29 protein-coding genes, 2 tRNA genes and 1 pseudogene are annotated in these 25,757 nt (G+C 64.8%); 14 read left to right on the top strand and 18 right to left on the bottom strand.

Annotated elements, in window-relative coordinates; translation table 11 throughout:
• Positions 1-107: 107 nt before the first annotated feature.
• Positions 108-1,073, top strand: coding sequence for a DUF2157 domain-containing protein (locus AB0C34_RS26100; protein ID WP_357078187.1), 966 nt, complete (start codon positions 108-110; stop codon positions 1,071-1,073).
• Positions 1,074-1,083: 10 nt separating this feature from the next.
• Here the strand turns inward: AB0C34_RS26100 and AB0C34_RS26105 are convergent, their stop codons facing one another.
• Positions 1,084-1,935, bottom strand: a complete 852-nt coding sequence (locus tag AB0C34_RS26105; RefSeq protein ID WP_357078190.1) for a sigma-70 family RNA polymerase sigma factor — start codon at positions 1,933-1,935, stop codon at positions 1,084-1,086.
• A gap of 92 nt (positions 1,936-2,027) precedes the next feature.
• On the opposite strand from AB0C34_RS26105, the gene AB0C34_RS26110 reads away from it, so the two are divergent.
• From AB0C34_RS26110 to mmsB, 7 genes and pseudogenes are all read left to right on the top strand, one after another.
• Entirely contained in the window at positions 2,028-2,324 is a 297-nt protein-coding gene (locus AB0C34_RS26110; protein ID WP_357078193.1) for an antibiotic biosynthesis monooxygenase, read from the top strand.
• Positions 2,321-2,683, top strand: coding sequence for a DoxX family protein (locus AB0C34_RS26115; RefSeq protein WP_357078195.1), 363 nt, complete (start codon positions 2,321-2,323; stop codon positions 2,681-2,683). The genes AB0C34_RS26110 and AB0C34_RS26115 overlap by 4 nt, the downstream gene beginning before the upstream one ends.
• Positions 2,680-3,591: pseudogene (locus tag AB0C34_RS26120) on the top strand (IS481 family transposase); the annotation flags it as partial. The gene AB0C34_RS26115 and the pseudogene AB0C34_RS26120, both read left to right, overlap by 4 nt.
• 109 nt (positions 3,592-3,700) lie before the next feature.
• On the top strand, positions 3,701-5,200 hold the full coding sequence (locus AB0C34_RS26125; RefSeq protein ID WP_357078198.1) for a CoA-acylating methylmalonate-semialdehyde dehydrogenase: 1,500 nt from the start codon (positions 3,701-3,703) through the stop codon (positions 5,198-5,200).
• Positions 5,201-5,203: 3 nt separating this feature from the next.
• Complete coding sequence (locus AB0C34_RS26130) at positions 5,204-6,343, top strand: acyl-CoA dehydrogenase family protein (RefSeq protein ID WP_357078201.1); 1,140 nt, start codon at positions 5,204-5,206, stop codon at positions 6,341-6,343.
• A 13-nt stretch (positions 6,344-6,356) separates the two neighbouring features.
• On the top strand, positions 6,357-7,457 hold the full coding sequence (locus tag AB0C34_RS26135) for an enoyl-CoA hydratase/isomerase family protein (RefSeq protein WP_357078328.1): 1,101 nt from the start codon (positions 6,357-6,359) through the stop codon (positions 7,455-7,457).
• Entirely contained in the window at positions 7,454-8,353 is a 900-nt protein-coding gene (gene mmsB / locus AB0C34_RS26140; RefSeq protein ID WP_357078204.1) for a 3-hydroxyisobutyrate dehydrogenase, read from the top strand. Before AB0C34_RS26135 ends, mmsB begins: the two co-directional genes overlap by 4 nt.
• Here mmsB and AB0C34_RS26145 read toward each other — a convergent pair.
• The 10 genes from AB0C34_RS26145 to AB0C34_RS26190 all read right to left on the bottom strand — a co-directional run bounded on the left by AB0C34_RS26145 (position 8,342) and on the right by AB0C34_RS26190 (position 15,638).
• Positions 8,342-9,652, bottom strand: a complete 1,311-nt coding sequence (locus AB0C34_RS26145) for a hypothetical protein (protein WP_357078207.1) — start codon at positions 9,650-9,652, stop codon at positions 8,342-8,344. The two genes, mmsB and AB0C34_RS26145, sit on opposite strands and share 12 nt — an antisense overlap.
• Positions 9,653-9,883, bottom strand: coding sequence for a helix-turn-helix domain-containing protein (locus AB0C34_RS26150; protein ID WP_357078210.1), 231 nt, complete (start codon positions 9,881-9,883; stop codon positions 9,653-9,655).
• Positions 9,884-9,886: 3 nt separating this feature from the next.
• Positions 9,887-11,596, bottom strand: a complete 1,710-nt coding sequence (locus tag AB0C34_RS26155) for a replication initiator (RefSeq protein ID WP_357078212.1) — start codon at positions 11,594-11,596, stop codon at positions 9,887-9,889.
• A complete protein-coding gene (locus AB0C34_RS26160; protein ID WP_357078215.1) occupies positions 11,596-12,207 on the bottom strand; it encodes a hypothetical protein in 612 nt (203 codons plus the stop codon). The genes AB0C34_RS26155 and AB0C34_RS26160 overlap by 1 nt, the downstream gene beginning before the upstream one ends.
• Entirely contained in the window at positions 12,204-12,524 is a 321-nt protein-coding gene (locus AB0C34_RS26165) for a hypothetical protein (RefSeq protein WP_357078217.1), read from the bottom strand. The genes AB0C34_RS26160 and AB0C34_RS26165 overlap by 4 nt, the downstream gene beginning before the upstream one ends.
• Positions 12,521-12,715, bottom strand: coding sequence for a hypothetical protein (locus AB0C34_RS26170; protein ID WP_357078220.1), 195 nt, complete (start codon positions 12,713-12,715; stop codon positions 12,521-12,523). The genes AB0C34_RS26165 and AB0C34_RS26170 overlap by 4 nt, the downstream gene beginning before the upstream one ends.
• Complete coding sequence (locus AB0C34_RS26175) at positions 12,712-13,020, bottom strand: hypothetical protein (protein WP_357078222.1); 309 nt, start codon at positions 13,018-13,020, stop codon at positions 12,712-12,714. Before AB0C34_RS26175 ends, AB0C34_RS26170 begins: the two co-directional genes overlap by 4 nt.
• 11 nt (positions 13,021-13,031) lie before the next feature.
• Entirely contained in the window at positions 13,032-14,327 is a 1,296-nt protein-coding gene (locus tag AB0C34_RS26180) for an FtsK/SpoIIIE domain-containing protein (protein ID WP_357078225.1), read from the bottom strand.
• A gap of 190 nt (positions 14,328-14,517) precedes the next feature.
• Complete coding sequence (locus AB0C34_RS26185) at positions 14,518-15,177, bottom strand: DUF2637 domain-containing protein (RefSeq protein ID WP_357078228.1); 660 nt, start codon at positions 15,175-15,177, stop codon at positions 14,518-14,520.
• Positions 15,177-15,638, bottom strand: a complete 462-nt coding sequence (locus AB0C34_RS26190) for a hypothetical protein (protein WP_357078231.1) — start codon at positions 15,636-15,638, stop codon at positions 15,177-15,179. The genes AB0C34_RS26185 and AB0C34_RS26190 overlap by 1 nt, the downstream gene beginning before the upstream one ends.
• A gap of 130 nt (positions 15,639-15,768) precedes the next feature.
• Between AB0C34_RS26190 and AB0C34_RS26195 the strand changes: the two genes are divergently transcribed.
• Together AB0C34_RS26195 and AB0C34_RS26200 are read left to right on the top strand one after the other, a co-directional pair.
• A complete protein-coding gene (locus tag AB0C34_RS26195; protein WP_357078234.1) occupies positions 15,769-16,563 on the top strand; it encodes a GntR family transcriptional regulator in 795 nt (264 codons plus the stop codon).
• Positions 16,563-17,333 carry a glycosyltransferase gene (locus AB0C34_RS26200; protein WP_357078237.1) on the top strand — a complete coding sequence of 257 codons (771 nt, stop codon included), beginning with the start codon at positions 16,563-16,565 and terminating at the stop codon, positions 17,331-17,333. Before AB0C34_RS26195 ends, AB0C34_RS26200 begins: the two co-directional genes overlap by 1 nt.
• A gap of 30 nt (positions 17,334-17,363) precedes the next feature.
• On the opposite strand, the gene AB0C34_RS26205 is transcribed toward AB0C34_RS26200, so the two are convergent.
• The gene (locus AB0C34_RS26205) at positions 17,364-17,669 is read right to left on the bottom strand and encodes a hypothetical protein (RefSeq protein ID WP_357078240.1); all 306 of its coding nucleotides are present in this window, start codon (positions 17,667-17,669) and stop codon (positions 17,364-17,366) included.
• A 420-nt stretch (positions 17,670-18,089) separates the two neighbouring features.
• Here AB0C34_RS26205 and AB0C34_RS26210 point away from each other — a divergent pair, with 420 nt between their 5' ends.
• Positions 18,090-18,911, top strand: coding sequence for an enoyl-CoA hydratase (locus AB0C34_RS26210; RefSeq protein WP_357078243.1), 822 nt, complete (start codon positions 18,090-18,092; stop codon positions 18,909-18,911).
• Positions 18,912-18,966: 55 nt separating this feature from the next.
• On the opposite strand, the gene AB0C34_RS26215 is transcribed toward AB0C34_RS26210, so the two are convergent.
• Both AB0C34_RS26215 and AB0C34_RS26220 read right to left on the bottom strand, forming a co-directional pair.
• Complete coding sequence (locus AB0C34_RS26215; RefSeq protein WP_357078246.1) at positions 18,967-20,013, bottom strand: Hsp70 family protein; 1,047 nt, start codon at positions 20,011-20,013, stop codon at positions 18,967-18,969.
• 126 nt (positions 20,014-20,139) lie between these two features.
• Complete coding sequence (locus tag AB0C34_RS26220) at positions 20,140-20,691, bottom strand: MarR family transcriptional regulator (RefSeq protein ID WP_357078249.1); 552 nt, start codon at positions 20,689-20,691, stop codon at positions 20,140-20,142.
• Positions 20,692-20,803: 112 nt separating this feature from the next.
• On the opposite strand from AB0C34_RS26220, the gene AB0C34_RS26225 reads away from it, so the two are divergent.
• Positions 20,804-20,875, top strand: a tRNA-Cys gene (locus AB0C34_RS26225).
• Between the two features lie 239 nt (positions 20,876-21,114).
• Here the strand turns inward: AB0C34_RS26225 and AB0C34_RS26230 are convergent.
• A complete protein-coding gene (locus AB0C34_RS26230; protein WP_357078252.1) occupies positions 21,115-21,531 on the bottom strand; it encodes a hypothetical protein in 417 nt (138 codons plus the stop codon).
• Between the two features lie 782 nt (positions 21,532-22,313).
• Here AB0C34_RS26230 and AB0C34_RS26235 point away from each other — a divergent pair.
• On the top strand, positions 22,314-23,006 hold the full coding sequence (locus AB0C34_RS26235) for a hypothetical protein (RefSeq protein ID WP_357078254.1): 693 nt from the start codon (positions 22,314-22,316) through the stop codon (positions 23,004-23,006).
• A 160-nt stretch (positions 23,007-23,166) separates the two neighbouring features.
• Positions 23,167-23,817 (top strand): dihydrofolate reductase family protein, encoded by a 651-nt coding sequence (locus tag AB0C34_RS26240; protein ID WP_357078257.1) that lies wholly within the window; start codon positions 23,167-23,169, stop codon positions 23,815-23,817.
• A gap of 114 nt (positions 23,818-23,931) precedes the next feature.
• On the opposite strand, the gene AB0C34_RS26245 is transcribed toward AB0C34_RS26240, so the two are convergent.
• From AB0C34_RS26245 to AB0C34_RS26255, 3 genes are all read right to left on the bottom strand, one after another.
• Positions 23,932-24,004 (bottom strand) — tRNA-Arg (locus AB0C34_RS26245).
• 106 nt (positions 24,005-24,110) lie between these two features.
• A complete protein-coding gene (locus AB0C34_RS26250) occupies positions 24,111-24,839 on the bottom strand; it encodes a DUF305 domain-containing protein (protein ID WP_357078260.1) in 729 nt (242 codons plus the stop codon).
• A complete protein-coding gene (locus AB0C34_RS26255; protein ID WP_357078263.1) occupies positions 24,839-25,753 on the bottom strand; it encodes a DUF3105 domain-containing protein in 915 nt (304 codons plus the stop codon). The genes AB0C34_RS26250 and AB0C34_RS26255 overlap by 1 nt, the downstream gene beginning before the upstream one ends.
• Positions 25,754-25,757: the final 4 nt, after the last annotated feature.

Below are 25,757 nucleotides of genomic sequence, written 5' to 3' on the forward strand. Positions count from 1 at the left end.
ACCGGCGGGAATCGGCGTCTGCCTCCCTGGATCGGACCGCGCGATCTCGTTGAGATGTGGAGCCTGATTTGTGCCGTCCGAGTAGCCGACTCGGACATACTGGGCGCATGGTGAGCGACAATAGGGCGGGGAGCGCGCTGGCGCGTCTGGTCGCCGAGGGAGTGCTGTCCCGATCCCAGGCCGACGCGGTGCTCGCGGCATTGGTTGCCGAGCGGTCGGCGGCGCCCACGCGCGGGAAGGTGCTCGCCGAGATCGCCGCCTATCTCGGTGCCGGGTTGCTGTTCGGCGGGATCTTCCTGCTGATGGCCTCGTCGTGGCAGGACCTCGGAAGGGTGGTACGTGTCTGCGTGCTGACCGTCGTCGCGGCCGGTCTTTTGCTCGGTGGGGTCACGCTCGCTGGTGGATTGTCGCGGTCGCGCTCTGGGGCGAAGGGCTCGCACAGTGTGCGCACCCGGCTCGCGGCAGTGTTGTTCGCCCTGGCGTCGGTCGCGGTAGCCGGGGCCGTCGGAACGGCGTTGGAGAACGGAAGTGCCGATCTCGCACAGGTTTCCGCGTGCCTCGCGGGCTCGGTGCTGGCGGTGCTCGGCTATCTCGCGGTGCCGTCGGTGCTCGGCATGATCACGTGCGCCTGCTTCGTCCCCGCGGCCGTCGCCGGATTGCTCACCGACGTCTTCGATCTGGACGCCGTGTGGGGCAGTGTCTCCGTGCTGCTGCTCGGCGGACTGTGGTTCGCGTTGACCAGGGCAGGTGCGGTGGTGGAGACCTGGGCCGGCTACCTAATCGCTATCGTCACCTCCGTCGCGGCCGCGCAGAGTATCGACGGTGCCGGACGGACGTCGGCGTATGTGCTCACCGTGCTGGTGGCCGTTGTCTGTTTCGCACTGTATGCGACCGCCCGGTCGGTGGTGCTCGTCATCGGTGGCGGTCTCTCGATCGCCCTCGCCGCCGGCCAAGCGGTGTCCGCGTGGACCGATGACGCGCTCGGTGCCGCGGGTGTCGTGGTGGTGATCGGCGCGATCGTGCTCACCTTCGGCGCGGTCCAGCTCACGCGGTCGCAGAAAAAGCTCAGCTAGATGTTGCGGGTCAGGACGTTGTTGACGGCCGTGCGCAGATCTCACGCGCGGGGGCTCGGCTGATGTCGATCCGGGCGACTCGACTTTCCCTGACCGTTATGGCGATGACACCGAGAAGGTGACCGCCCGGTGCCATGACGTGGACTGATCGGTTGTCGACGAGCATCGGCGCACTGGCTCGGATTCGGTCCGCGAACAGCTTTGTCTCCTCGGCGACGGCGCGCGCGCCGGTGACGCTTATGGGCGTACCCACAGGGATGAGGGCAGGGTCGACGACGCGCACGCAGTCATCGGTCATCAGGGCTACCATGCGGTTGATATCGCCGCCGCTGGCTGCGGCGAGAAACGCTTCCACGACGGCGCTGTTGATGGGCGCCGCCGCCTGCGCTGGCTCGGTCCGTTCGATCCTTCGCCGTGCCCGACTTGCGTGCTGTTTCGCGTTGTCTGGACTGGTGCCGAGCGTCTCAGCCACCTTCCGAAACGGGACATCGAAGAGGTCGTGCAGGACGTAGGCGACGCGCTGATCCGGCGTCAGCCGGTCTAGAAGCACCATCAGCGCACGGGAGATGCTCTCCTGCTGCAGGTAGTCCTCGTCCGCTGAGACGACATCAGCGGAAAGCATGTCCGCGAGCAGTGGCTCTTCAACGCGATTCTTCCGCACGCGTAGCAAGTCGAGGCACACTCGGCTGACGACGGTCGTCAGCCAGGCGACGGGATTGCGAAGCTCCTGCGTGTCTGCGGTCGAGGCTTTGATCCACGTGCTCTGCACAGCGTCTTCCGCATCGTGGATCGAGCCGAGTATTCGGAACGCCACCGCGGTCAGTTGCGGCCGCGCCGCTTCGAACGCCGAAGTCGATACCACCAGTTGTCACCTTTCCTAGCCGAGGAACGTCGGGACTGATGAGACGACCAATCTCACGTCCGACAAGTCCACCGAAGAGGAGACACCCGCTGATGAGCGTACAGATGGTCCGATTCCGCACCAGTCCCGAACACTCTGCCGCCGTCGCAGACGAAATTGCGGCACTATTGGCTGCCGTCCATGAGGCGGCACCGGCCGCGTTGCAGTACGTCGCACTGCGGGAGACCGATGAACCAGTGTTCACCTTGATCCTCGAACTCCCCGATGGAGCGGAGAACCCGCTGCCCTCGATCCCAGCTGCCGCGTCTTTCCGCAGCTGGCTGCCTGGCCAGACCGACGATGACCCGACACCGCGGTCGTGCACAGTTCTTGGCAGGTACAGCGCATGATGCCCACTCTCTTCGTCGCCACGATTGTGTCCATCGTGGTGAACGCGTTCATCGCGGTTGCTGACTACGCGAAGGCAGGATTCGTGTTGAAGAACTCCGCAGAGGTGCTCGTTCCCGCCAGTGTCCTGCCCTACCTCGCGACGTTGAAACTGGTGGGCGCTGTCGGCCTTGTGGTTGGCGTGACCGCCGTGCCGTGGTTGGGCGTCGCCGCAGGTGTCGGCTTGGTCTTGTTCTTCATTGGTGCTGTCGCCGCGCACGTCCGAGCCAGGGTCTTCTACAACATCGCCTTTCCGGGCATATATATGCTGCTCGCGGTAGCGTCAACCGCGTACACGGTGCAACTGGCGGTCCAAGCGTGAGTCATGCGAACTCCCCGTTGTCAATCGAAGGTCGTCGCAGACTCATCTAGCGCTGCCGCACCAGGCAGATCGCTCACGTGGCAGCGGAGATGGGAATCTCGCGGGCGTGTTCCTCGAAGTGGTGAACCGATGGCGCAGGTACGGGGACATCGGTCTACTTGACCGATCGTCCACGCCGCACCGCCAACCGACCGCGACATCGCCGGCGGTCGTCAACATGATCGAAACCTGGCGCCGTGAGCGCAAATGGTCCGCATCCCGAATCACCTTCGAACTCGACGAGGACGGCGTTCAAATCGGCCGCCGCACCGTCACCCGCATCATCGGCCGAATGGGGCTCAACCGGCGACGATTCATCGACCCCAACGGCGACATCAACCGGCGATCCGGCCAAATCGTCGCGAGAAGGCCGGGCCACATGGTCCACGTCGACGTGAAAAGGTCGGCCGAATCCCCGACGGCGGCGGGTGGCGCATTCATGGCCGCGACTCCGAACAAGCCCGAGCCGCCGCGCGATCAAAGACCAAGACCGGCAAACGTGGGTACGTGTACCCACATTCCGCCATCGACGGACATACCCGCCTTGCCTACACCGAACCGCTCGCGGACGACAAGCATCGACTGCAATAGGATTCATACACCGCGCGCGAGCGTGGTTCGCCGCGCACGGATCACACGCATCGAGCAGATCGTCACCGACAACGGCCCGTGCTACCGCGCAGACGCGTTCACTCAATCGTTGCTCGGAGCAAGACACAAGCGGACCAGGCCCTACACACCCCGACACAACGGGAAAGTGGAGCGCTACACCGGATTCTGGCCGAGGAATTCCTCTACGCCCGACCCTGGATCTTCCGAGCAACAACGCCAGGAGGCCCTCGGCGTACGACTATCACCGGCCACAGACGCGTCGCGGCGGGCGTGGGATGAATCACATCCGGCTGGCGATCCTATTAATACTTGGACATCCAACTATAGGATGACCGCATACCAGGACGGCTACGAGACAGGATTGGCATGGTTCGCGACCTCACTCACTTCATCGGCGGCCGGCACGTATCCGGCACGTCCGGCAACTTCGGCGATGTCTTCGACCCCAACCTCGGCCAGGTGCAGGCGCGGGTACCGCTGGCGAATACGTCCGAGGTGGCGGCGGCCATCGCGAACGCGCAGGCGGCGCAACCGGCATGGGCCGCGGTCAACCCGCAGCGGCGGGCGCGCGTGCTGATGAAGTTCCTGAGCCTGGTGCAGGACGAGATGGATTCCCTCGCGGCCCTGCTGTCCTCGGAGCACGGCAAGACCATCGCCGACGCCAAGGGCGACATCCAGCGCGGGCTCGAGGTCATCGAGTTCGCGATCGGCATCCCACACCTGCTCAAAGGCGAGTACACCGAGAGCGCGGGCACCGGCATCGACGTCTACTCGATGCGTCAGCCGCTCGGCGTCGTCGCGGGCATCACTCCGTTCAATTTCCCGGCCATGATCCCGCTGTGGAAGGCAGGCCCCGCGCTGGCCACCGGCAACGCCTTCGTGCTCAAGCCGTCGGAGCGTGATCCTTCGGTGCCGTTGCGGCTGGCCGAGCTGTTTATCGAGGCCGGTCTGCCCGCCGGTGTGTTCAACGTGGTCAACGGCGACAAAGAAGCTGTCGACGCGTTGCTGCACGACCCGCGTATCAAGGCCGTCGGCTTCGTCGGCTCCACCCCGATCGCGCAGTACATCTACGAGACGGCGACCGCGAACGGCAAACGCGCCCAGTGCTTCGGCGGCGCGAAGAACCACGCGATCGTGATGCCGGACGCCGACCTCGACGACGTCGCAGACCAGTTGATCGGCGCCGGTTACGGTTCCGCCGGCGAGCGCTGTATGGCGATCTCGGTGGCCGTTCCGGTCGGTGAACAGACGGCCGACCGCCTGGTCGCCAAGCTGACCGAGCGGGTGCACAAACTGAACGTCGGACGCTCCGACGATCCCGGCGCGGATTTCGGCCCGCTGGTCGGGCAAGACGGCGTGCAGCGAGTGCACAACTATGTCCAGGTCGGTGTCGATGAGGGGGCCGAGCTGGTGGTCGACGGGCGCGGCCTGGTCGTGCAGGGTGCCGAGGACGGTTACTTCGTCGGCGCGACGCTGTTCGACCGGGTCACCCCGGACATGCGGATCTACCGTGAAGAGATTTTCGGTCCCGTGCTCACCGTGGTCCGCGCACGGGACTACGAAGAGGGACTACGCCTGGCCAATGAGCACGAGTACGGCAACGGCGTCGCGATCTTCACCCGCGACGGCGATACCGCCCGCGACTTCGCCGCCCGCGTGCAGGTCGGGATGGTCGGCATCAACGTTCCGATCCCGGTGCCGATCGCGTATTACACCTTCGGCGGCTGGAAGCGTTCCGGTTTCGGCGATTTGAACCAGCACGGTCCGGACTCGATCAGGTTCTACACGAAGACCAAGACCGTCACCCAGCGCTGGCCTTCCGGTCTGAAGGAAAGCAACGCCTTCGTCATGCCCACGATGGAGTGACCGATGTTCCGCCTCGATGCCGACGAGAAGGCGATCTGCGATACCGCGCGCGGTTTCGCCGACGAATTCCTCGCCCCGAACGCACTGGAATGGGACGAGCAGAAGTACTTCCCGGTCGACGTGCTGCGCAAGGCGGGCCCGCTCGGCCTCGGCGGTATTTACGTGCGTGAGGACATCGGCGGGTCGGGTCTGCGCAGGCTCGACGCCGTGCGCATCTTCGAGCAGTTGGCCACCGGCTGCCCGGCGATCGCCGCCTACATCTCCATCCACAACATGGCGACCTGGATGATCGACAGTCATGGCAGCGCTGAACTGCGCGATCGGTGGCTCCCGTCGCTGACCGCGATGGAACTGCTGGCCAGCTACGCGTTGACCGAGCCCGGAGTCGGTTCGGACGCGGCAGCGTTGAGTACCAAGGCCGTTCGCGACGGCGACGATTATGTCTTCAACGGCGTCAAACAGTTCATCTCCGGCGCAGGCGCCACCGACGTGTACGTCGTCATGGCCCGCACCGGGGATGCGGGCGCATCCGGGGTGTCGGCGTTCCTCGTGCCCGCCGACACCCCCGGAATCTCCTTCGGCGCCAACGAGCGAAAGATGGGCTGGAATGCCCAACCGACCCGTCAGGTGATCTTCACCGACGCCAGGATTCCGGCGACGAATCTGCTCGGCGCGGAGGGCGACGGCTTCCGCATCGCCATGAACGGGCTCAATGGCGGGCGACTGAATATCGCCGCCTGCTCGGTCGGCGGTGGGCAAGCGGCGCTGGACAAGACGGTGCCGTATCTGGCCGAGCGGCAGGCATTCGGGAAGCCGCTGCTGAAGAATCAGGCGCTGCAATTCGAGCTCGCCGATATGCGTACCGAACTGGAGGCCGCGCGGACGCTGCTGTGGCGTGCCGCGGCAGCATTGGATGCCGACGCTTCCGACAAGGTCGAACTGTGCGCCATGGCAAAGCGATTCGCCACCGACGCCGGATTCGAGGTGGCGAATAAAGCGCTTCAGCTGCACGGCGGCTACGGCTACCTGGCCGAATACGGCTTGGAGAAGATCGTCCGGGATCTGCGGGTGCACCAGATTCTCGAGGGCACCAACGAAGTCATGCGGGTGGTCGTCGCCCGCTCGGTGGTAGGAGCAGCATGAGCGGCGCGTGGCCATGGAGGGTTCCGCTCATGCAGAGGGGCAGAGCGTGACGGAACCAGAAGTGCTGATCGAGCGGCGCGACGGGCTCGGCGCCATCACCTTGAATCGGCCGAAGGCCATCAACGCGCTGAATCATCGGATGACCCTGGCTATCACGGATGCGCTGCGGGCATGGGCGGACGACGATGCGGTACGCACCGTGGTCGTCACCGGCGCCGGTGAGCGCGGACTGTGTGCCGGCGGCGACATCGTCGCGATCCACGCCGACGCGACGAGCGGTGCGACCACCGCTGATTCGGCGACCGGCAAGTTCTGGCGGGACGAGTACGTCCTCAACGCACTGATCGGCCGCTACCCGAAGCCGTATGTGGTGGTGATGGACGGGATCGTGATGGGCGGTGGCGTAGGCCTTTCCGGGCACGGCAGCCACCGCGTGGTCACCGAGCGGTCCAAGATCGGCATGCCGGAGGTGGGCATCGGGTTCGTCCCGGACGTCGGTGGCACCTATCTGCTCGCCCGCGCACCGGGCGAGATCGGTACGCACGTCGCGCTGACCACGGCGCGGATGACCGCGGGCGACGCTATCGCGGCGGGCTTCGCGGACTACTTCATCACCTCCGAGCATCTGCCGGCACTACTGGAGACGCTGCGTACCGAGAGCGCCGAGATCGCGATCGCCAAATTCGCCACGGACGCGCCGGAATCCGCGTTCGGCGCCGAACAGGCCTGGATCGACGCATGCTATCGCGTCGACACGGTCGCGGAGATTGTCGCGCGGCTGCAACGACACGAAGCGCCCGAAGCGCAGGCGGCGGCCGCCGAGATCTTGTCGAAATCGCCGGTGGCGCTCGAGGTCACCTTGCGGTCCTTGCGATCGGCGCGGTCGGCGCCGAGCTTGGAGGCGGTGTTGAACGAGGAATACCGCGTCTCCATCGCGGCGCTGTCCTCGCACGACCTGGTCGAGGGTATCCGCGCCCAGGTGATCGACAAGGATCGCAACCCGATCTGGTCGCCCGCGACGCTCGCCGAGGTGACGGACGTGCAGGTGGACGCGTATTTCATCGAACTGGGCGATCAGGAACTGGGTCTGCGGACCCCGGAGGTGGCGCAATGAGCACGACGATCGGCTTTCTCGGCCTCGGTCACATGGGCGCGCCGATGGCGGCCAATCTGGTGCGGGCAGGTTACGAGGTGCTCGCCTTCGATCCGGTGCCCGCGGCGCGGGAACAGGCGGAGCAGGATGGCGCGCGGGTGGTCGGCGCGGCTGCGGAGACCGCGGCGGCCGACCTCGTGATCACCATGCTGCCCAACGGCGAACTCGTCCTCGAGGTGTACGCCGAGCTGTTCACCGCCGCGAAGCCGGGCACGCTGTTCATCGACTGCTCGACCATCGATGTGGCCGACGCCAAATCCGCGGCCGAACTCGCCGTCGCCGCCGGTCATCGTGCGCTGGACGCGCCGGTTTCCGGCGGTGTCGCCGGTGCCGCGGCGGGCACACTCACCTTCATGGTCGGCGGTGACGCGGCGGACTTCGCCGCCGCGCTGCCGGTGCTCGAGGTGATGGGTGGCAAGGTGGTGCACTGCGGCGGCTCCGGTGTCGGCCAGGCGGCCAAGATCTGCAACAACTTGTTGCTCGGCATCTCGATGATCGCGCTGTCGGAATCGCTGGTGCTCGGCGAGAAGCTGGGACTGAGTCATCAGTCCTTCTTCGACGTCGTCTCCACCGCCTCCGGCCAGAGCTGGGCGTTGACCAGCTACTGCCCGGTCCCCGGACCGGTGCCGACCAGCCCGGCCAACAACGACTACCAGCCCGGTTTCGCCACCGCGCTGATGACCAAGGACCTCGGTCTGGCCGCGAACGCGTTGCGTGGGAACAACGTCGACGGTCAACTCGGGTTGCTCGCCGCCGAGATTTACACCCGATTCAACCGGACCGACGCGGGGCGGGACTTCTCGGCTATCGTCACCGATATCCGGGAAAGAAGCGATAGCCCCAGCTCAGAGGGGTGAGTGCTTGGCCGTACTGGCCAGAATCGTCACTTTGCCGTCAGTTTTGGCGGGGTAGAGGTCTTCCAGGGCGTCCGCATTGTCTACGGCTTTGCGGACATACCCGTTCCGGTCGATGTAGTGGCGAGTCGCCATGCTCGACCCTTCCGAGTGTCCCAGTTGAGCACTGGCGCGCTTCGGATCACCGGTCTTGCCCGTAACCTCCGTCGCCACCGTGTCACGCAGATTGCCCCAGCTGACCCACGCCAGGGGAGTGCTCTCGCGGACACGACTCAGGCAATATCCGGGGTTGTCCGGGTCGATCACCCTGCCCCTGTGCGTGAACATCAAGTCGGCCTCATCCGTTGGCGTGCATAGCCGTTTCCACGCCCTGAGTTCACCTGTGAGCCACTTTGGCAACGTCAGGAAGTAGGAGTCACCCCGCTTGCGATGATCCTGTCTGAACGGCTTCTGGTGATCGAGGCGAACAACGGTGCCGCACACGTGAAGCAGTGCGCATTCCACTGTCTCGTCGTCCAGACCAAGACAGTCCAACCAGCGGACCGCCAGACCCTCACTCGGCCGGACTCCAGTGCCCAGCAGCATCAGAGTGAACGAAAGTAAGTACGCAGAGTTCTTCGGCTTGCGGCGACTCGACGTAATCAGGTCGACGAGCAACACACGCTCATCTGCGGTGAGAGCCCGTTGCTTCCCGCCAACCTCATATGGGTTCGGAACCAGCCTCATCGGCGAATCGTCGAACGGACCATTCAACGTCAAGTCGGCGAACACAGACGTCAGAATCAGGTGGTGGCGAGCAGCCATACTCGGAGAGCGCCTGGCCACAGCTTTGAGATAGGCATTCAGGAACCGAGGCTTTCCGACTTCGCCAACCGACAGATTGCCGAGCTCTAGTTCGAGCTTGATGGCCTTATCACTGGCCCGGACGCTGTCAGTGGGGTAAATGGCAGTCTCGTAATGGTGCAGCGATTGCGCCTTGAGCTTGCCCGTTTCCACCCTCCGGCGCTGTTCGTCGATGAACCGCTTGAAGACTTCGCTCATCTTGTCGGTCAGCCCGAATTCGGGTTCGTCATCGAAGGCGTATGCAACAACGCTGCCCTTGCGACGATTCTTCTCGAACTTTGCTTCCCAATCGGCCAAGCAGTCCTTCTTGGTGGCTCCGATGCCGCTGGTTCGCACGTAGATGCCGCTGTACGAGCGGTGCCGCACCTCAGTGAGCCTCCAAAGTCCATCCGCCCCTTTGACCGGCTGGAGCTTGTGTTTCGGCGGGTATGCGCCGGGCTCTAGAGCTACTTGGGGCATCTACGCAGCCTCCGCACCTTGCGCCTCTTGCCACGCGATAACGTCAGCGAGGTTATAGCGGCACTGCCTACCCACCTTGGTAAATCGTGGTCCCTTTGGAGGGGTCTGCGATGCCCAGTTGGCGAGCGTTTTCACGGAGAAGCGCAACCTCTGGGCAACCTCTTCGCGCGTTTGCCAGGTTGGGCCGAATTGCAGACCGGCCGCCGCTGCTGTTCTGTTGGTCATCGTCATCCCCTATGCCGCTTGTGGAATTGCCGAAGTTTCTTGTGGCCCTGGTGGATCGGCTGCCAGTAGGGCGTTGGTGTATTCGGCGCGCCATTTCGTGCGTTGGGAGATGGCGGCCATGATGAGGTGTTCTCGGGGTGGTACCGCGTGGTCACCGGGTTCAACCGGGGTGATCTTCAGATGCGAGGTGTCAGCCTTGACCATTCCGACTCTGGCGAGGAGTTGCCGAACGAACTCGGCGCGTTCGGCGCGGTAGTCGGGCAGGGTCTTGCCGGACCACTGCTCCGAGGGCAGGACTCGGCGACCGGGCAACCCGAGGGTGTCTCGGCGGTGTGCTTTGCCGCGGCAGCGACCAGCAATGGTTTTCTCGCTGGCACCCTTCGGGGAGATCCCGTACCGCAACCACACCGCACACGTCTCCGAACACGGAGTGTGCTGCAGCTCGGTGTGGAGACGGTCGTAGTGGACGGCGGCACGGGCGGTTTGGGGCTCAAGGACTTCGGCGATGGACTTGGTGAGGTATTTGGTGACGTAGCCGACGGTGCGGGCAGCTTCCTCGGTGTTGCCGAGGACACCGCGGATGTCTTTCGGGTCGATCTGGGTCCCGAACTTCACGACATGCGCCGGTTCGAGGTCATCGACGGTCGAGAGGATGTCTTGTGCTTCATCGAACGTCGGAAGTGGTTGGCGAGTATCGGGATCGACGAACCGGCACGCCTGGTGATCCCACACCGGCATCCGGTCACCGCGGTAGATCTCGTGGTCGTGATGGGGCCACCACACTTGGAAGTAGGTTGCAGCAGCGACCTGCTTGACGACCTCACGCGGGATCGTTCCCCGGATCAGCATGTGGACATGCGGGGCACCGCGACGCTGGGGTTCGACGACTGCGTAGTACTGCACGTTCCAGCCCACCGCGCGACGGAGGTTCTGTTTGAACCGGTCGAACAGCGAGGTGAAGTGGATGATGTCACGGGCCGCGGAAGAGTAGTCGTAGCTGTCGGGTTTGCGGGGTGACCCGTCACCGCAGGGTTCGCCTTTGCTGTTGACCGCGCCATCGGAGTGCACCGTGCCGTAGGAGGGCAGGGTCAGGGTGATCATCATCGAGGGCCGGTACTTGCCTGCATACTCGCGTCCGACTGTCTTGCGGCCGACTTTGCGCCGCGGCAGGTCCGGGACGTCTTGGCGGCGTCTGGTGGAGCGGGTACGCCGCTTGGCGGGTTTGGGTTCCAGAGGCGGGAACTTGCCGCCCCGCAGACCGGAGTCCCGCAGTTCCCGGTCCAGGGATTCGACGACTTCCCGGATACCTGCCATCAACTCTTGGTCGCCGTCGGCTTTCGCGGCCTGGTAGTCGTCGAACATGACCGCGCGGGCGGTGAGCAGTTCGGTTTGCTGCTCGGTCGGGTCGTTCTTGGCCTGCACGGGTTCGGCTTCCAGGTGCCAGCCGTCGTAGCACTGGGTGATCCGCATCTGACGGGCCTTTTTGGCACACGAGGGGCAGGTCGAGGCGATCGTGGACTTACACGGTGCCGCAATGTAGGACTCGGTCACCGTTTTCGGGTCATACACCCGCATCGGTATCGGGCGCTTACAGATATCGAACTTCTCTGCTGTCGCTTCGGCGACCTCCAGAAACGACGGCATCGCCCGACGATCAGCCGCGGTCTGCCGGGGCGGGACCTCAGGGGCCGACGAGACGGTGGTGGGAGTGGTGTCCATCAGGCTGCCTTCGGTTTCGTCCAGTGATCCACCCGCGGAAGGGTGATTGTGTCAGCCAGTGCGTCCGAGTGCCGGAAGACCAGTTCGATGGTGCCGGGTGCGGTGATGGTGGCGCGGCATTCCTGGGCGCGGAAGGCGTGTGCCAGGTGCGAGACACGGTTTTCGAAGTCGGCGGGGCAATGCCCGTCGAGCATCCGCACCCGGACACGGTCGACCGCGGTACCGATCTGGACATCGAGCAGGCGAGGAATGAACGTCCGATCACCCTGGGTGATGGTCAGATGGCACGCGCCCATGAGCTTGGCCCACCGCCGCCGGTAGCGAGTCCAGGTCAGGTATCGGGTGCGGGCCCGCTGGGTGACCCATCGCTCGAACATCTCCGGCCGCATCCGCTGCCACAGCATGATCCCCGCGACGGACACCCCGGCAGCCGCGACACCGACCGGCCAACCCGACATCACCCACGCCGTGATGGTCACGGCAAGCGGAATCGAGAACATGGGGAACAGCAGGGCCAACGCACCGATTTCCCACACGGTGTTGAGCAACCCGAGGGCGATCAGGTCGAAGACATCCAGGCGTTTGCTGGAGGGAGATTTCGTCGTTGTCATTTGGTCACCCCTTGCGTCGGGTCGAACAAGGTCATCTGCCCACGACACGGGGCATGGAGATCACTGGTGCGGCGACGCTGACGCCGGACCTTCAGCCGGGCATCGGCAGCCACCCGCCAGGGCTCACCGGTCTCGCCGAACAATTCCCATTCACCACTCGCATTAACGCTGTAATCAGTTGCCAGACAGCAGGTTTCGTGGATGCGGATCGGGTTGCCGGGCACTGGTCGGTCATTGATCTCATAGAGGACATCACCGGAGCGGACCTGGTTGGGCTGGAGCAGGTAGAAGAACACCTGCCGGTCGGGGCTGTTCATGCCGCCCACCCCGAACCGTCGTCGTAGTCGCTGATGTCCCAACCGGGGGCCGATCCGGTTTCGACGAGGAGGTTGACCGCGACCGCGACCGGGTCCAGGCCACGGGCTTCGAGTTGGCAGCGGCGACGTGCCCGCAGATCGATCACGACATCCGCGTCGGTGCTGGTGGGGTGGGTGCGCTTGATGTTCATGGATGGATCTCCATTTCGCGGATGCCGCATACCTTGCAGGTGCGGGAACGGGTGGTGGTGCCCAGCGGCCAGACGGTGGTCTGCCAGGCATCGGGGAAATGGTGTCCGTGTGGGCACCAGATGGCAGCCACGCAGTGGACACACAGCACGCGGTCGCCGTCATAGCGCCAGCCCACGCGAGCGCTACGGGCGTTGATGTAGGAAACAGCCTGGTGGACCGAGTCGAAGCAAATCGACTCGCCGTCGTCGTCGCTGTAGATGTCGCCGCAGCCGTCGCAGTACACGACCACATGCCTTTCGGTCACGAACCCGTGCTTCATGCCGCCACCGGCCCGGATTCATCGCCGAGGTCATCAGGGTTGAAACCGCTGTAGTCCTCAGTCGGACCGGTGATCTCAGGTGCTGGTGAGTAGGTGTCGACAATGGTGTCGATGTCTTCGTCGGAGACGTAGAACGCCCGCACCCGCACGAACTCCGTGGTGCCGTCCTCACCGACATAGCCGACGCCTGGTGTGTGCTCGCTGATCTCGTCACAACGCGCACCACGATCCCTAGCGCCTTGGCCGTGCACCATGACGGTTTGGGTCGGCTCATCCAACCGGAGGCCGATGCGGACCGGGAACAGTTGCCGGTTGGGCATGGTCTCTTTCGACGGGTCCTGCAACGCCGCGATCACGCTCACCCCGACCGCGCGGCCTTGGGACAGCAGCAGCCCGGTCAACCGGTCGAACTCTTGGCGCTGTTCCCGGTCGGCGTAGGCGGACAAGGCGGCAGCCTCATCGATGACGATCAGGATCAAAGGTTCATCGATGGTGGGGACGAGCTTGCGGATACCGGCCTCACGCAACCGAGCCGCGCGTTCCTGCATCATCTCGACCGCTTCATTCAGCATGGCCAGGATGCCGTGCGCGTCCCACTGGAACCGCACCCACAACCGTTGCCCACGGCCGAACTCCATGCCGCCCTTCGGATCCGCCATCCACACATCCACCAGACCCGCTTTGATAGCCGGACCCAGAGCAGCGATGATCGACCACAACACCGAGCCCTTACCCGAACCCATCGCACCAGCCAGCAAGATGTGCGAATACAGCACCCGCAACCGCCAAGTGTCGAAGTCCTCGGTCACCCCGACCGGGACCGCTTCCAAATCGACCTCATGCGAGACCGGACCCGACAGGATTGCCGTGTCGGCAAGGGTGTCGTAGACCCGCAGGTCCAGGCGGAGGAAACCGGGATCAGTCGAGCAGACCGTTACCGCGGGAACACCCAGGTACTGAGCGAGCGCATCACGGGTGTTGTCGTTGTTCCAGTCCTTGAGCTTCTGACCGCCGAGCATCTGCACCTCGACCGACATACCGGACGCGGTGTACTCAGCCGAGACGATGTTCGGATAACCGATCTGCCATGAGCCGAGACCCAGAGCAGGCCACATCAGGGCCAGTTGCGCCGGATCGGTCACGATGAACACCGCCGAACGAAGCTCCAGCGGGGCAGCCGCGGCGTGATCCTCCGGAGTCGGAGTGGTGTCGGCACCGACACGACGCCACTGCCACATCAACCCCGAGGTCACCACCACACCAGCGCTGACCAGAGCAGCAGTTACCGACATCACCGATCACCACCCTCAACCACCGGACCAGCGCAGAACATCACGCAGCCATCCGACCGAACAGGCGAAACCGGAACTGTCACAGTCGATTCACGATCAACCGTGAGCAGCAGTGTCAAAGGCAGCACCACCAGCGCAGCGACCACGAACAACCCCACCACACCAGGACGAACCGTAACGAACGTGAACATCAGGCACCCCCAATCGCGAGCGGCAGCATCGGCTGAACCGGACGCGGACGAACAGGAACAGGAACAGGACGAGCAGGACGCAGCGGCCGGACCGGAGCCACCACCGCCACAGCCGGAGCAGCCGGAAGCGGAACCGTCACAGGCTCAGGCTCGGCAGCCTCGATCGCGGGCACTTCGTTCTCCGGCACCAAGTCCGGGACAGGTGCAGCGACGGCTTCCCGGACGGGTTCCTCGACGGGTTTGCGCTGAGCAGCGCGGAACAGCATCACCCCGCCATGGGTGTCCACCAACAACGCGATCGGAGCGATAGCCGCGATGACAGCCGCTTGCCACGCCGGAAGCGGACGACCATCGGTGAACGCGTGCAAACTGTTGCCCGCCACCGACACCACCGCGCCGACACCCAGGACCCAGGAGAACCAGAGACGCTCATCGGGCCGGTTGGACAGCACCATCACAGACACCGTGGCCTGGATGATGGTGCCGTCCACGATCACCGGGAACAGCCACGAAATCCGATCCTCGATACGCGCCAACTCCGCCAGATCCCGCAATGTCTCATAGCTGAGAATGAACGCGGCCACACCGACACCGACGATGATCAACACCGCCGCCGCCCGCGCCCACCGCATCCGCAGCGAAACATCCTCGACACTCATCACGCCGCCTTCGAACCGTTGGCGGCGTTGGCCTTCGGGGTATTGTTGTCGCCCTTGATCCCGGTCGCACGGAACTTGTAGGACACGAACGAGAAGTTCTTGTCCCCCGAGCCCTTCCGGACCACCATCGGCTCCGCGGTCAAACCCTCCAGCTCGATCATCCGCATCCCGGTACCCGGCACGATCTCCGGCGACGCGGGGACCGGCTGGTGCGAGGAGACGAACTCGATCTCGAATGACGCTTGCGTGGCCTTCTCCTGATCAGGATCGGTCACCATCGCCTTCCACACCGGCAACCCCGTGCCCTGACCCTCCTTGTCGATGTCGTACACCGGCTCCGGCAACGCCGTCCGATCCGGGTTGTACTTCGTCTTCTGCGAAATCTCGCCCATCAGAACAAGTCCCTGAGGGAACGCCACCCTCGACTCGATCGGGAACCCGAAACCGCGCTTGATAGCCATGTCAGCTCCTTCTGCTGTACTGATGTCCTATATAGGACCTACTCCTATATAGGAGCACAGAAGACGTGAGCGAGTCAACACCTACAGAGGACTTAAGATGATGAAGTCACCGATGCCGAGAAGGACACCCATGCCAGCTAAGTACGAGCTGATCTCTGACGACTTGCGTCGGCAAATAGCAACCGGAGAGCTACGCCCAGGCGACCGGATTCCGGGCGAGACTGCCCTGATCGAGCGCTATAGGGTCAGCCCGCCGACCCTCCGCCAAGCACTGGCCGTTCTCCGGACAGAAGGACTCCTGGAGGCTAAGCACGGGATCGGCACGTTTGTGCGCGCGCCCCGGCAGAAGGTCCGTCGGGATTCCGCCCGGTATCAGTGGGAGAAAGACCGAGTCCATCTGCCGGAGGTCGAGCGCGGAGCGACGGGATCCACAGAACGCGACACCGGTGTTACCGTCAATGATCTTCAGTTCTCGGCACGGTACGAAATCATTGAGTCGGATGAGCGCATCGCCGGTGTGCTTGAGATTCCGCCCGGAGTACGAGTCCTTCGCCGCAACTACAGAACAATGCTCGATCATGAGGGCGTCCCGCTGAATCTCAGCACCTCGTATCTGGCGTACGACCTGGTGGCGGGAAATCCCAACCTTCTCGACGATGCGAATGAACCGTGGCCTGGTGGTACCCAGCACCAGCTATACACGGTGGGCATCGAGATAGACCGAATCGACGAGACCATCAGCACCCGACCTCCGACCGCGGCGGAGACCGAGGAACTCGACCTCTCGACTGGTGTATCAGTATTCGTCGTGCAGAAGCGCACTATTGACACCACGGGCAGGGTGGTTGAGTTCTCTGACGTAATCCTCCCGGGCGACCGCACCGAGCTCATTTTCTCCACCACGCTCCGCCGCTGGGAGCTCTGATGGTCCACACAGTCTCTGTCATCACCGCGACGTATCGCCCTGTCGCCGAATATCTCGACGATGCTTACCGGTCGCTGCTTACGCAGGAACTCCCAGCCGGTTGGGACTGGGAATGGATCGTCCAGGAGGACGGGACCACAGGCGAAGCAGCGGCAATGCTGCCCGCCGCCGATTCACGGATCAAGCCCGGTATGGGACGGCACGGAGGCCCAGGTGTCTGCCGTTCGCTGGCTCTGGCCAGGTCTATCGGATCGTTCGTGAAGGTTCTCGACGCGGACGACCAACTAGCTCCTGGTGCACTCGCGCGCGACATTGAAGCCCTGCAACAACCAGGTGTTGGCTGGACGACCTCGCGGGTCCTCGATCTACTCCCAGACGGATCAACGATCGGGTTCGACCAGGACCCTCCGGATGGACGACTGGCGAGTGGAACCGTGCTTGATCATTGGCGGCGCAATGACTTCCGCGCGTCCGTTCACCCGGCATCGCTGTGCATCCGTCGAGACCTTCTCCTTGCAGTTGGCGGTTGGATGGCACTCCCCGCCTCTGAGGATGTCGGCCTGCTGCTCGCGGCAGACGCACTCACGGACGGCTGGTTCACCGCCGAGCCGGGAATGCTGTATCGCAAATGGGATGGGCAGATGACCGCACACCCCACTCATCTCGACCCGATCGAGCGAACGGCAAGAATGCGATTGATCGACGAACGAGCCGCGTCGATGCACATCACGACCCGGTTCGATCTCATTGCCGAGCAACGGACCGTCTAGGACCGGGGCTCAGTTGGCAGGTTGCCCGCACTACGCGGGTTGTTGCCGAATTTCGCCATACAGGATCAAGGAGCGCCTGCGGCGGCGCATACGCGCCGCCGCCGCGCTTCGACGCGCAGCGCGGCTGATGAGGCGTCGCCCGCGGCGCGTCGGCGCGTCGGCGACACGTTTGCGCCGTGGCAGAACGATCTGTGTTCCTGTCTGACCACTTTTCAACAACCGAGCAGTGCTGGGCACGACGAGAGCCGTACCCGACTGGCCTCCCGCAGCAATGATCGAAACCGGAAGCTCCAGCTCACTCAACCGGCTGTGGTCCCGATCGAACAGGATCAGCACACGACGGAACTCCCGATTCGAGATGACATCCGGGGTGGGGTGTCCCTGCCTCCTCATGGCCCGATTGTCTGACCTCCCTCGGCCGAGTCAAGGGAAAGAGCGCCCTTGACACGACCTCCCTCGGTTCAGGATGGCCAGTATGAGGAAGCAGGGGGAGAGAAGTCCCCAGACATGCCAAAGCGGCGGATAGGCAACCTATCCACCGGAGGACACAGCGGGAATCATCTTGGAGGATTGACCGTCATTTTCGGAGGGATGACGGGGGAGCGGCCGGGACCATCAGGGATTCCAGTAACATCGAATTGCCTTGCAGTGCAGGACATTTAAGGCATTCGAGGGAGATAGCAGGAAGTTCACTAAACCCTCCTGCTGTATCGTCACCGATATCCGTGACCGTTCCGACCAGGAGGATGCCTGAAGATGGACGCATCGCGAAGCGATTCCGTGGCGGGTGGCGACCGGCGAGGGCCCGATTTCGAGACGATTGTGCTGGAACGCAAGGGCCGGGTCGGCTGGATAACGCTGAATCGCCCGAAGGCGCTCAACGCGTTGAACGCCCAGGTGCTCGACGAAGTCATCGCGGCCCTCGACGACCTCGAGCGTGACGACGAGATCGGCGCCGTGGTGATCACCGGGTCGCAGCGGGCCTTCGCGGCGGGCGCCGACATCAAGGAGATGCAGCCCAAGTCGTACATGGACATGTTCCTCGATGATTACTTCGCCCGCTGGGACCGGCTGGCGCAGTTCCGCAAGCCCACCATCGCCGCGGTCGCCGGGTATGCGCTGGGCGGCGGCTGTGAGCTGGCGATGATCTGCGACATCCTGCTCGCGGCGGACACCGCGAAGTTCGGGCAGCCGGAGATCACTTTGGGGGTCATCCCCGGCATCGGTGGTTCGCAACGCCTGACCCGCGCGATCGGCAAGGCCAAGGCGATGGACCTGGTCCTCACCGGTCGCACGATGGACGCCGAGGAGGCCGAGCGCGCCGGGCTGGTCTCGCGCATCGTGCCCGCCGACGAATTGCTCGATACCGCGCTCCGGGTCGCCGAGACCATCGCGTCGATGTCACTGCCGGTCACGATGATCGCCAAAGAAGCGGTGAACCGCTCCTTCGAGACCACCCTGGCGGAGGGGTTGCGCTTCGAACGGCGAGTCTTCCACTCGCTCTTCGCGATCGAAGACCAGAAGGAAGGCATGAGCGCCTTTGTCGAGAAGCGTCCTGCGAAATTCACCAACCGCTGAGTCCGTCGGCGACCGAGCGATCAGCGCCGGCGATTCGTCCGGGGTCGGCTAGCGGCTATCCGAAGGGCCCGGCGGACGGGGCGACGATTTCGACCGGGGTGGGCGCGCGGCCGTCGGTGGGCTGTGTCGTGCTCTTCTGCATGGCGAGCAGTCCGGCGATGGTGGCGCCGAGAGCGACCGTCACCGCGACTGCCGCGATGAGCTTGCGGCGGTCGCCGGTCGCACGAACCACACTGGCGCCGGAGCGGGCCTGGGTCATCCGGACGTCGCCGCTGGGCCGTTCGGCGGCCAGTAGGACCGCACCGCGCGCCGAGACGTAGTCCGGGTCGGGGTCGTAGATGATCGGGAGTTCGACCATCGCGGCCAACTCCTCGCGGATGCTCGGGTTTCGAGTGCAGCCGCCGAGTAGCACTATCGCCTCGGGCTGCACCCCGGACTCCTCGATCATCTGGCGTACGAACGACGCCGAGTGGTGGATGCCCGCCGCGCACAGTTCGGCGAGATCGCTGCGGGTCACCACAGCGCGATCGCCGGAGCCGATGTCGATCGCCGTGACCACCCGTGCGCTGCTCAGTTCCTCGCGGTGTTGCCGACTGGTCGGCCTGTCGGTGAGCACGCCGTGGCGGGCGAGTCGCCAGCGCAGCAGCGTGTCGTAGCCGTCGCCGCCGAGCACAGTGCTGCGCTTGGTGGACAGGATGGTGTCGGTGCGGCAGTTGGCGTGCGTGATGGTCAGCCCGGAGCTGCCCAGGTCGTAGAGCAGCACCGAGCCGCTGTCCGGAAGTTGCCCGGTGAAGCGGAGATAGCGCAGCTGGGCCAGCGGCTCGTCGATGATGGTGACCCGATGCCCGCCCGCGCTGGCGCGGATCGCCTCGGCGTGCAGGGGGCACCGGCAGGTCACGGCCATCCCGGAGATCAGCTCGTCGCGTCGGTCGGCGGCTCCGTTCATCCGACGGATCGCCTCGAAGACCGGCTCGTCGACGGCGCCGCCCGCGCGTCGTGGCACCTGACAGTGGTCGATCGGGGGCAGGTGTGGCTGATCGGAATGCGTGAGCATCGCACGAGCGCCACCAGCGCCCGCCGATACCCCCAAGACCAGCACCATGGACTCTATGGTGGACCCTTTCGCCCCCGCTGCCAAGATGGCAGGCCCGGCAATTCGCTAGCCGGATGCCAGTCCGGCGCCGGACGGTCGGTCCGAGCGCGAATCCAACCGCTCGGTTCCGTTATTTCACTCGGTACCGATCGCCGCCCAGCGCGCCGTTCCCGCACCGGTGTCGAAGTCGCCCGCGGCGTGCCGGAATTCGGCGAGCAATTGCAGCAAAGTATGTAGTCGTTCCGGTGCGAGCCCCGGCAGAGCGAAGACCTTCGTATTCAAATCCTCGGTCGCCTTCGCTACCAATTCTCTTCCCGCGTCGGTGATCTCGATCAACGTCGCGCGCCGGTCGCTAGGATGCGGTACCCGCTCGACCAGCTTCGCCGCCTGCAGGCGGTCGACGGTGTTGGTCACGCTGGTGGGATGTACCTGTAACCGCGCGCTGGCCTTCGCCATCGGCAGCGCGCCGGTTTTGCTGAAGTTGAGCAGCATGAGCAATTCGTACCGCGAGAAGGTCAGCCCGGTTGGTCTCAATGCCTCGTCGACCCGCGCCATCACGATTTGCTGGGCCCGCACCAAGGAGGTCACCGCGGCCATGCCGTCGGCGACGTCCCCCCAGCCGTGGCCGACCCACTGACGGTGGGCCTCCTCGATCGGGTCGTGCGGAAGTGGGCGTGGCCGAGACATCCCCCGATCATTCCATGCGCGTGCGCGGGTCGCGGACCGGCGAGGCGACTTCGGATCAGGCTGAGCGCAAGGCTGGGTGGCGCCCGCCGCTACGGGCAGTATCAGTGTCGAGGCGGGCGTGGCTGAGTGGTTGAGGCAGCGGTCTGCAAAGCCGTTTACGCGGGTTCGATTCCCGCCGCTCGCTCGACAACGGCCCGGGGGTTCCGGACCGAATCTCAGCGGTGACACCGGGGGGTTTGAGCGTCGGGGCCCGCCGGGACGGGTCGGGTGCGGGTCACGATTACCGAAGTGCCGGTGATCGTGACTGTCTCGCGATCCGTTGCCGATATCGAATCACGTTGTGCCAGAGTACGTCTCGGTGCGAATCGAGCGGGGGCAGCGCGGGGGGGCGGTCGACAGCACCTCATGCGCAGGAGCGTGCGGTCAGTTCATGCCCGGCTGCGCGGAGCAGACCTTCCACGTGCCGTTTTCCTTCTTCAAGTGTTCAGTGGTGCTGGTATCGATATCGGGTTGTTCGCCGGGAACCACGACGGTGAGTTTGCCGGTGATCTCCGCGGTCGCGCGGTCGCCGATCACAACGATGTCCTCGATCTTATCGATGGTGACCGAAACGGTCGCGGTATCGAATTCCTGCTTCTGCGCCTCGGTCATCGCGCCGAACTCGGCGTGGTCGGCTGCGCACGCCCGTTCCGCCGCAGCACGGAAGCCCTCCGAACCGAGTATGTCGTAGAAGTCGCGGATCGCCACCTCGATCTTCTTCTCGTCCGAGGCCAGCGGGCCTTTGCCGCGGGAGGTCAGGACGGCGCCGGCGATCACCACCCCGGACAGGACGAGTGCCATGATCACCGCCGATCCGACGATTACGCCGGTCCTGCTCTTCTTCGGCGGCTGCGGTCGATAACCGCTGGGAGGTCCCTGCGGTGGATAACCGGGCGGCGGGAAACCCTGGGGTGGGTACCCATCGTGTGATGAGTAGCCGTGGCCCATGGGTGGTGGATAGTCGGGGGGCTGCTGTTGTGCCTCGAGTCGATCGTGTGGCGGTTGCCCGCCCGGCGGATATGTCATCGTTTCGCCTCCGGTCTACCCCCTGGTAGCTCTGAAACGTTACGGCACCGGCGTGCCCTCGCTGTCGCAAACGAAACACCGGCGACGGGGTGTCATCGCAGGTCGGCGGGAAATCGACAGCTGAAGCGGGCCGGCTTACGCACCGAGATCAGCACTCGCCCCGGTCTGGTGTCGATCCGAACGGATCACGCGCTGGCCGCGGATGTCGACTGTCACCCGACTGGGCGGGATGCGACGGGATGTGATTCGGATCCGTGCCCCGGACCCCGTGGCAAGTGAAACAGTGACGACTGTCCGGATCCGCCTGAACGTCGCCGTAGCGCGCGACGCGCCCGGGAATCTGAACGCTGGTCGAATTCGGCAGCCGAGTCGCCGCGCGGATGCGGCCGCGATATGAGCTATTACTGTGAATTTGCTTCGCCGTCAGGTTTTCATGGATGACCTGATAGCTGTGCAGTAGATGGATTTGCCGGGGTGGGTCGGCACTGCCGGAAGTATTGTCCGGTTGGTTGCCGGCCCGGTTGTCGTGGTGGTGGGCCGGTGATACGTTGCCGGGCATGGGATTTCAGTTGCCGCATCCCGAGGTGCTGTGGGCGCGCATGACCGTGTTCGACGTGATCACCTCCGCGACTCATGCCGACGAGGACTATCGCGTCGGGAGCGGAGAGGGGATCGGGCAGTCGGCCACAGTGGCGGGTGGTCGCCTGAGCTACGACGACCGCGAGGGTAATTGGTACACGCTGATCAGATATTCCGGTGATCGCGCGCTGCTGTTCGGTACCGACGAGGACAACAAGGTCGCGGGCACTGCCTACGATCCGCTGGCCACCGCGCCTGCTTGGGTACGCTCGGTGGAGCTGACGGCGTACCGTCCGCGTACCACGGACGGGCCGATCTCCTTCGTGCGTTGGTGGGAACACGGTCGATGGCATGACACGCCGACCGACCTCGATGACGGCCTCGAGATGAGTCTGAGCGCCGCGGCTGACCGCGCCGACTTCACCGGCAACATCATGAGCGCGGCGATCCACGCCAAGTGGGTGGAGATGGACTACGAGGCAGGCAAGTTGAGCGGTCTGACGGTCGATCCCAACGCCCTCAACGCCCTGTGTGAGGCCACCGAAACCGGAACCGTCAGCAAGGCTCACCTCTACTTCCTCGCCCCGGACCTGACTGCGGCCGCCTTCGCCTACCTGTCCAGCGCCGGCGTTCTGACAGGCACCGAAAAACCCACCGAACCCCTTTCATAACCCACAGTCCGACAAGTAAGGCCCCGACCTCCGGTCGGGGCCTTTTCGCGTTTGCCCGACACTCGCTCTGTGCGGAACCCATGACCGGGGGAGCCTCGCACTGTTGTCGCGCCTGCGGCCCGCTCACCAGGAGTTGCGATCGTGCTACCGCTCAGAATCAGTGCGCCGCACCGTCTGCATCCACATGAAGCTCACCGTTCAGACGTTCCTGACCCTCGACGGCGTGATGCAGGCCCCCGGCGGGCCTGAAGAAGATCCCAGCGACGCCTTCACCCACGGCGGCTGGCAGGCCCCGTTCGCGGACCAGGCCGTCGGCGAGTTCGTCACCGAGCTCAACAGCCACGCCAGCGCGTTCTTGTTCGGTCGCAGAACGTTCGATATCTTCCGCGGCCACTGGCCTGATCAGACCGACCCCGACAACCCCATTGCCATGGCGATCAACTCGCTGCCCAAGTATGTCGTGTCCCACTCGTTCAGCGCGGCCGATGCCACGTGGCGCGGCGAGCACCCCGACACCGTTCGCCTCCTGACGAGCGACGTCGTCGCGGCGGTGCAAGCGCTGAAAGAGGAACCTGGCGACGAGCTGCAGATCTGGGGAAGTGGCCAACTGCTCCGGACGCTGTTGCAGCACGAGCTCGTCGACCGTTTCCGCCTGATGACGTTTCCGGTGGTGCTCGGCTCCGGTCGCCGCTTGTTCAACGACGGCGTCCTCCCGGCGACGATGCGCCCTGTCGAACTCACCGTGACCGATCTCGGCATCGTCCTCAGCACCTACGAACCAGTCGGGCCGGTTCGCCACGGGCAGATATAGCCGGTTGGGAATGGCCGGATTGTCGGCGATTCGCGGGTATGCACGGTCACTCGGTCGTTTCGAGTCTCGGCACGAAAAAGGCCGCCTACCAAATGCTTTGGTGGGCGGCCTACGTGCCCTCGGCAGGATTCGAACCTGCGGCCTTCTGCTCCGGAGGCAGACGCTCTATCCCCTGAGCTACGAGGGCGGGATAGATCTCGGTCGGGGCCTGGGGGCGGTCCGATCGGGCTGGGTCAGCCTATCGCATCGGTCGCCGTCCGCCAAAAAGTGCGTTGAAACGAGCGGTTCCGGGTTCAGCCGGCCGGGATAGGGGTGGCGCCCCGCGCGGTCAGCATCCTTGTCATCAGGTCGGATTCGCCGCGTTGGGTCGTGGCCATGGTTTCGGCGAGGGCGGTTACCGCGGTGGTCTCGGCGTGCCGGGCGGCGTAGTCGATCATCGAGAGCCCACCATGGTGGTGGCGCAGCATCAGCTGTAGGAACAGGGTGTCGAGGGCGGGCCCGGTGGCCTGGCGCAGCGCCGCCAGGTCGGCGGGAGTGGCCATGCCGGGCATGGTGTTCATCGGTCCGGACATCCCGTGGTCGGGGGAGCTCGCGCCGGAATGGACGTGACCGCTGGAGGGCTCGGTCATCCAGCCCATGTACCCGTCCACGCTCTGTGCGGGTTTTGCCCATAGCTGCAGCCAGCCCTGCAGATGGCCGACCTGGCTCTGCTGTGTGGTGAGGATGTCGTAGGCGAGGCGCCGTACCTCGTTATCAGTGGATCGGATCAGGACCACGCCCGCCATCTCCACCGCCTGGGCGTGATGAGCCGACATGTCCTGGCTGAAGCCGATGTCGACGGGGCCGGGATCCGGCTCGGGCGAGTCGACCAGCGGAATACGCGCGAGCACGCCGACCGCGAAGCCGATCAGGATGGCGCCGATCGTGCCGAGGATCAACAGTGCGGTGCGCTGGCGGCGGAGCTGTTCGGCGAGACCGGGGACGGACTCGCCGGATTCCACGGCGCCGGTTTCGGTCGGCATCAGCGTTCCGCGCCCGGTGCGGGCGGGCGGGGCGCGGGTTGCGCGGGCACCGGTGCACCGGGCAGGCCGGGAAGACCAGGCACGCCGGGCACACCCGGCAGACCGCCGGGCATGCCGCCACCGAGTTCGGACGCGTCCGGCTGCAAGCCCTTGCCGTCCATCGGCACCGCGTCGGGTCCGGGTGGCGTCGGGTCGAACGGCGGCGGGTTGTCGGTGTCGAAGGCGATGGTCGAGCAGTCGGCGCCGACCTCGGGGTAGGAGTAGGAGTTCAGCCGCAGCGCGGTGATGAACTGGCCGACTCGCTTATCGTCGGGGCTGTCCACTTTCAGCTGGTGGCCCCACGCTTGCAGCGCCACCGCGGAATCCTGGCCGGGATAGGGCGACATCATCGTGTACGGCTTGCCGTCGACTTTCGCCTTCAACGTCGCGATCCCGTCGGCGTTCACCTTCTCGGGGTTGTAGGTGATCCAGACGGCGCCGTGTTCGAGCGAGTGCACCGCGTTCTCCACCCGGATCGGCTTGCCGTAGACCACGCCGGTGCAGGTCGCCCACGACTGGTCATGGGGGCCGCCGAACGGCGGTGCCTGGTCGTAGGCCACCCGCTGGTTCGGGCCGATATGCAGCCCCGCTGGGTACTCCTTCTTCACCACGCCCGCGATGTCGCTCGACGGGTCCTTCTTCTCCGCGCTCGGTGTGTACTTGTCGAGCTCGGCATGCTCCCGGTACCGGGGGACCAGGTTGTAAGCCAACCCGCCGATCAATGCGATGATGGCTAGGGCCGCGCCGATGGCCAGCCAGGGGATCTGGTGACTTTTCTTCGGGAGTTGCCCTTGTCTGCCCGCTTTACGGGGAGCCGACAACTTCGCTGCGGACTTGGCGGCCTTGGCCGATTTGGCGCTGGGACTGCTCGGCATCGCT

This window comes from Nocardia sp. NPDC049220 (assembly GCF_040647855.1).
In the GTDB taxonomy this organism is placed as follows: Bacteria; Actinomycetota; Actinomycetes; order Mycobacteriales; family Mycobacteriaceae; genus Nocardia.

Bases quoted from the DNA above. Each gene is read 5' to 3' on its own strand.
- AB0C34_RS26250 (WP_357078260.1), bottom strand. From the start codon at position 24,839: ATGCCGACCGAAACCGGCGCCGTGGAATCCGGCGAGTCCGTCCCCGGT.
- AB0C34_RS26130 (WP_357078201.1), top strand. From the start codon at position 5,204: ATGTTCCGCCTCGATGCCGACGAGAAGGCGATCTGCGATACCGCGCGC.
- AB0C34_RS26195 (WP_357078234.1), top strand. From the start codon at position 15,769: ATGCCAGCTAAGTACGAGCTGATCTCTGACGACTTGCGTCGGCAAATA.
- AB0C34_RS26255 (WP_357078263.1), bottom strand. From the start codon at position 25,753: ATGCCGAGCAGTCCCAGCGCCAAATCGGCCAAGGCCGCCAAGTCCGCA.
- AB0C34_RS26170 (WP_357078220.1), bottom strand. From the start codon at position 12,715: ATGAACATCAAGCGCACCCACCCCACCAGCACCGACGCGGATGTCGTG.
- AB0C34_RS26215 (WP_357078246.1), bottom strand. From the start codon at position 20,013: ATGGTGCTGGTCTTGGGGGTATCGGCGGGCGCTGGTGGCGCTCGTGCG.
- AB0C34_RS26155 (WP_357078212.1), bottom strand. From the start codon at position 11,596: ATGGACACCACTCCCACCACCGTCTCGTCGGCCCCTGAGGTCCCGCCC.
- AB0C34_RS26135 (WP_357078328.1), top strand. From the start codon at position 6,357: ATGGAGGGTTCCGCTCATGCAGAGGGGCAGAGCGTGACGGAACCAGAA.
- AB0C34_RS26200 (WP_357078237.1), top strand. From the start codon at position 16,563: ATGGTCCACACAGTCTCTGTCATCACCGCGACGTATCGCCCTGTCGCC.
- AB0C34_RS26125 (WP_357078198.1), top strand. From the start codon at position 3,701: ATGGTTCGCGACCTCACTCACTTCATCGGCGGCCGGCACGTATCCGGC.
- mmsB (WP_357078204.1), top strand. From the start codon at position 7,454: ATGAGCACGACGATCGGCTTTCTCGGCCTCGGTCACATGGGCGCGCCG.
- AB0C34_RS26220 (WP_357078249.1), bottom strand. From the start codon at position 20,691: ATGTCTCGGCCACGCCCACTTCCGCACGACCCGATCGAGGAGGCCCAC.
- AB0C34_RS26180 (WP_357078225.1), bottom strand. From the start codon at position 14,327: ATGTCGGTAACTGCTGCTCTGGTCAGCGCTGGTGTGGTGGTGACCTCG.
- AB0C34_RS26165 (WP_357078217.1), bottom strand. From the start codon at position 12,524: ATGAACAGCCCCGACCGGCAGGTGTTCTTCTACCTGCTCCAGCCCAAC.
- AB0C34_RS26210 (WP_357078243.1), top strand. From the start codon at position 18,090: ATGGACGCATCGCGAAGCGATTCCGTGGCGGGTGGCGACCGGCGAGGG.
- AB0C34_RS26185 (WP_357078228.1), bottom strand. From the start codon at position 15,177: ATGAGTGTCGAGGATGTTTCGCTGCGGATGCGGTGGGCGCGGGCGGCG.
- AB0C34_RS26145 (WP_357078207.1), bottom strand. From the start codon at position 9,652: ATGCCCCAAGTAGCTCTAGAGCCCGGCGCATACCCGCCGAAACACAAG.
- AB0C34_RS26190 (WP_357078231.1), bottom strand. From the start codon at position 15,638: ATGGCTATCAAGCGCGGTTTCGGGTTCCCGATCGAGTCGAGGGTGGCG.
- AB0C34_RS26230 (WP_357078252.1), bottom strand. From the start codon at position 21,531: ATGGCACTCGTCCTGTCCGGGGTGGTGATCGCCGGCGCCGTCCTGACC.
- AB0C34_RS26150 (WP_357078210.1), bottom strand. From the start codon at position 9,883: ATGACGATGACCAACAGAACAGCAGCGGCGGCCGGTCTGCAATTCGGC.
- AB0C34_RS26115 (WP_357078195.1), top strand. From the start codon at position 2,321: ATGATGCCCACTCTCTTCGTCGCCACGATTGTGTCCATCGTGGTGAAC.
- AB0C34_RS26160 (WP_357078215.1), bottom strand. From the start codon at position 12,207: ATGACAACGACGAAATCTCCCTCCAGCAAACGCCTGGATGTCTTCGAC.
- AB0C34_RS26100 (WP_357078187.1), top strand. From the start codon at position 108: ATGGTGAGCGACAATAGGGCGGGGAGCGCGCTGGCGCGTCTGGTCGCC.
- AB0C34_RS26110 (WP_357078193.1), top strand. From the start codon at position 2,028: ATGAGCGTACAGATGGTCCGATTCCGCACCAGTCCCGAACACTCTGCC.
- AB0C34_RS26235 (WP_357078254.1), top strand. From the start codon at position 22,314: ATGGGATTTCAGTTGCCGCATCCCGAGGTGCTGTGGGCGCGCATGACC.